We start from the raw sequence: 4,119 nt of genomic DNA, 5'->3' as shown, positions 1-4,119 counted from the left end.
CATATTACTCAGAAATCCTGAGGCAGCCCAAAGCGCCGGCCTGAAAAACTGGGCACAACTCGAACAGGACAATACCGCGCTGCACAAACAGGAGCTGACAGAACGCCTGGGCAGCTTGCAGCGTGAGCAGATTGCCAGCATTGTTTATACTTCCGGAACCACCGGATGGCCCAAAGGCGTCATGCTCAGTCATGGCAATATTCTCAGCAATATTGCCGGTTTTTTGCCTTTAGTCCCCTTGCGGCGCGGCCAGCGACTGCTGTCCATCCTGCCGCTGTCACATGTGTTTGAGCGGGGGACCGGGCATTTTGGTGCTTACCTGCTCGGACTGGAAGTTGCCTATGCTGAACGCCCTGATACTGTTCTGCGCGATATGGAAGCGGCTCATCCTGATATTGTCATTGCTGTTCCCAGAGTTTTTCAGTTGCTTTACAGCCGGGTCCGGCGTGGTATTGAGGAACGCCATGGCCTGCTGGGTCGTTTCATGCAGCGCGGCGCCGGGTTAAGTGACAGTGATCGCTCTGCCCCTCCATGGCAACGGTATGTCGCGCGCCGCCTTTTAGTCTCCGGGCTACGCAAAAAACTGGGAGGACGTCTGCGCTTTTTCGTTTCCGGAGGCGCTCCGCTGGATACAGATATCACCCGTTTTTTTCTGGACATCGGCCTGCCTGTGGTGGAGGGATATGGCATGACCGAAACCAGCCCGGTCATCGCCGCCAATCCTCTGGATGATATCCGACCAGGAACCGTCGGCCGCTTCCTGCCTAATTTGCAAGGTCGTATTGCCGCCGATGGCGAAATCCTGGTGCGCGGGCCATCCATCATGTCCGGCTACTGGAATAATGACGGTGCTACCCGGGAAACCATCGTGGATGGCTGGCTACACACCGGTGATGTCGGCAGCCTTGATGAAAATGGATACCTGACTATTTATGATCGCAAAAAAGATCTGATCGTCAATTCGGCGGGCGAAAACATTCCCCCGCAAAAAATTGAAATGCGCCTGATGGCCCAGGCGCTTATCAGCCAGGCCGTCGTTTTCGGAGACCGCCTTCCCTACCTGAGTGCCCTGATTTTCCCCAATCCGGAACAGGTGCAGGAACTTTTCGGCATCAATCCTGAGGCAGGCACCCTGCGCAAGGCTCTTCAGGAAAGCATTCATACCGCCCTGCAGGATTTGCCTTCCTACGAACAGGTACGGCGTTTTGCCGTTTTGCCGGAAGCACTGAGCGAAGCGCATGGTGAAGTAACACCCACCCTGAAAATCAAACGTCGGGTTGTGGCCGAACGCTACGCCGAATTGTTAACCGAGATGCGCAAAAACTAGGGTTATGGAAATATCCATCCCGCCAAAACTGACGCCAATAATCAACGCGTTGGAACGTGCGGGGGCAAGGACGCTGCTGGTCGGCGGTGCGGTTCGCGACAGCCTGTTAGGTCTGCCCATCCATGACTGGGATATGGAAATCCATGCGCTCAATGAAGCGCGCCTGGAAGAATGCCTGGCGCCTTTTGCTGCGCATCGGGTGGGTGGCCGCTGTGAAGTCTGGGTAGCTGGCGGTGCAGAGTTTACCTTGCCCCAAACACACGGCGAGACAGACCCGCACCTGCCCTGGTCCATTGCTGTCCAGCGTCGTGATTTTACGGTCAATGCCCTGGCCTGGGACTGGCGCTCCGGACAAATACTGGATGCTGTGGGTGGGCTGCATGATCTGCAGAAAAAACGACTGCGCATCGTGAATCCCGGCACCTTTGCTGATGACCCTCTCAGAGCATTCCGGGCGGCGCGTTTGGTCGGGCAACTGGATTTTCATCTCGAAGCAAGCAGCGTCCCACATTGCCAAAAACTGGCCGAGCAACTGTCAGAAATCCCTGGCGAACGGCTGCGCAAGGAATGGGAGGCGCTCCTGCTGCGTGGCTGCAACCTGCGGGCAGCCTGGGATGCACTGGCACTCACCGGTAGCATCCGGGCATTCCCGGACCTTGAAGCGCTGCAGGCCGTACCTCAGCGTCCGGATGCGCATCCTGAAGGAGATGTCTGGATACATACGGGAAAAGTGCTTGTCGAAGCCGCCAACCTGCGCCAGGGTCTGCCCGCACGCGACCTCATCCTGATGCTGGCAGCGCTCTTGCATGATCTGGGTAAAGCCGACAGCACCCGGCGCGACCCACAAAATCGCTGGCGGGCCATAGGGCATGAGCATTCCCTTGTCCGGGCACGCGACTTCCTGAATCGTTATTTTCCCGGACAACATCTACAGCGGCAGATTTTACCATTACTGCGTTGGCACGGAGCTCCCCACGCCCTGTTTCGGGATCGGGCCAAACAACAGGCCTACGCTCGTCTGGCTCTACGTGTTCCTGACCGCAGCCTGCTCCTGGACATTGCCCAGGCCGATGCACGTGGTGCCGGTCACAGTGATCTGCGATCCATCACGCGTGCCCGCAAAATCTGGCAGAAACTGGGGCTCTGGAGAACACTTCCTGAAGCGCTGATCCGTGGCGACGATCTCATGGACCTTGGCGTTCTTCCGGGACCAGAACTCGGCAAGGCCCTGCGCAGCGCCTACCAGAGACAGGTTTTGGGCAACCATCAAAACAAGGAAACCCTACTCAGGGCATTACATGGCCTGATCCCCGCCATCAATCTCCCAAACGACCCCGCTTGTTGACCGCCGTAGCATTGCCCCATTGGCTCATGTCCTGCACCTGCACACCAACCCACCAATAAGCGGCCACACTGTCCTGACCGTGCCCGCCTACCAGCGCCTGCCCGGGCGCCAAATGTACGTGGTCGAGCAGTTTCCTGGCGTCCTCCCGACTGCGGAAAATGGACCAGGCCACCACTCTTTCCATCGGCGTGGTTGAGGGGACATCGCGTGCTTCATCCAGAAAATTGTCAGTAATCATAATATTCACTCCTTCAGCAAACAGTACCGGTTAACCGGATACCCGATACACCACACATCCTTATGAGCAGAGTATAGTTCGCAAAATGGATGGATTTATTCTGACAGTCCTGTTGAAAACGCGTATGATCCGCCTCGGAGTGGGCCAGACGACCGCCGCAGATTTATCTGGGGAGGAAAGTCCGGGCTCCATAGGGCAAGGCGCCGGTTAACGGCCGGGGGGCGTGAGCCTACGGAAAGTGCCACAGAAAATATACCGCCAAGCGCGCAAGCGCCGGTAAGGGTGAAAAGGTGCGGTAAGAGCGCACCGCATTTCCGGTAACGGAAATGGCAGGGAAAACCCCGCCTGGAGCAAGATCAAATAGGCATGCGATACCGTGGTCCGCGGTGCATGCGGGTAGATTGCTGGAGCCTGTGCGTAAGTGCAGGCCTAGAGGAATGGTCGTCCACGACAGAACCCGGCTTATCGGCCCACTCCAATTTTTATTCCTTGCGTCATCTGCTTCCGGCAGAAATACCGACACAACGACCCAAGTCAATGAAGTAAATAGAAACTTTCTTAGCTTCATGATACATACAGCCAACCTTCTGATTTTCCGGAAAACACGTTAAAAATCACTTTGTACTGCATAATCCAATAATTACAAGAACCCTTTAAAGTGTTTTATAGAGCTTTATCAACATGCTCTAACATGCCGTAATTATTCAATATTTCTCCTTGACAGCCCGATGTGAGCCCTCTATTCTTCAGCATGTGGGGAAAAGTGGGTCAAAGTGGAAGGTTTTGGAGAGTAAAACACAAAATGTTTAGGGGAACGCACCGGCATAATCTCGACAGCAAGGGACGCATGAACGTCCCGGCCCGCTTCCGCGACTGGCTGAATGCCCATTGCGACGGTCAGATTGTGGTTACCATCGATGTGCAAAGCCGCCCGGGAGAACATTGTCTGGTGGCCTACCCTCTTCCCACCTGGGAAAAAGTAGAAGCCCGAGTGGCCGAACTCCCCGGCAACAACCCTGCCGCCCGCCAGTTTCAGCGGATGTTTGTCGGGCAATCAGAAGAAATGCGTCTCGACAGTCAGGCCCGCATCCTGCTTTCACCCAATCTGCGCCGCTTCGCAGAAATCGACAAGGAACTGGTCGTCGTCGGTCAAATCAACAAATTCGAAATCTGGGATGCCCAATGCTGGGATCGTTACCAGGAAAACAG

Annotated in this window: 4 protein-coding genes and 1 other RNA gene; 4 read left to right on the top strand and 1 reads right to left on the bottom strand. The window is 55.7% G+C overall.

The window, feature by feature from the left end:
• Positions 1–1,327: AMP-dependent synthetase/ligase (locus AC2VLY_RS00035; RefSeq protein WP_486921561.1), on the top strand; the 1,327-nt coding region annotated here is incomplete at its 5' end.
• 4 nt (positions 1,328–1,331) lie between these two features.
• Positions 1,332–2,672: an HD domain-containing protein gene (locus tag AC2VLY_RS00030; RefSeq protein WP_486921560.1), complete on the top strand. Its 1,341-nt coding sequence runs from the start codon at positions 1,332–1,334 to the stop codon at positions 2,670–2,672.
• On the opposite strand, the gene AC2VLY_RS00025 is transcribed toward AC2VLY_RS00030, so the two are convergent.
• Positions 2,644–2,910 carry a hypothetical protein gene (locus tag AC2VLY_RS00025; protein WP_193649758.1) on the bottom strand — a complete coding sequence of 89 codons (267 nt, stop codon included), beginning with the start codon at positions 2,908–2,910 and terminating at the stop codon, positions 2,644–2,646. The two genes, AC2VLY_RS00030 and AC2VLY_RS00025, sit on opposite strands and share 29 nt — an antisense overlap.
• A 136-nt stretch (positions 2,911–3,046) precedes the next feature.
• Between AC2VLY_RS00025 and rnpB the strand changes: the two genes are divergently transcribed.
• Positions 3,047–3,391: RNase P RNA component class A (rnpB, locus tag AC2VLY_RS00020), an RNA gene on the top strand.
• Positions 3,392–3,712: 321 nt separating this feature from the next.
• Positions 3,713–4,119, top strand: a 407-nt coding sequence (gene mraZ, locus AC2VLY_RS00015) for a division/cell wall cluster transcriptional repressor MraZ (RefSeq protein ID WP_486891835.1), incomplete at its 3' end; no start/stop codon positions are given.

The organism is Acidithiobacillus sp. TH-A36 (genome assembly GCF_057473445.1).
The sequence above is the reverse complement of the archived record's forward strand: the minus strand, read 5'-3'. Positions and strand labels throughout refer to the sequence as shown.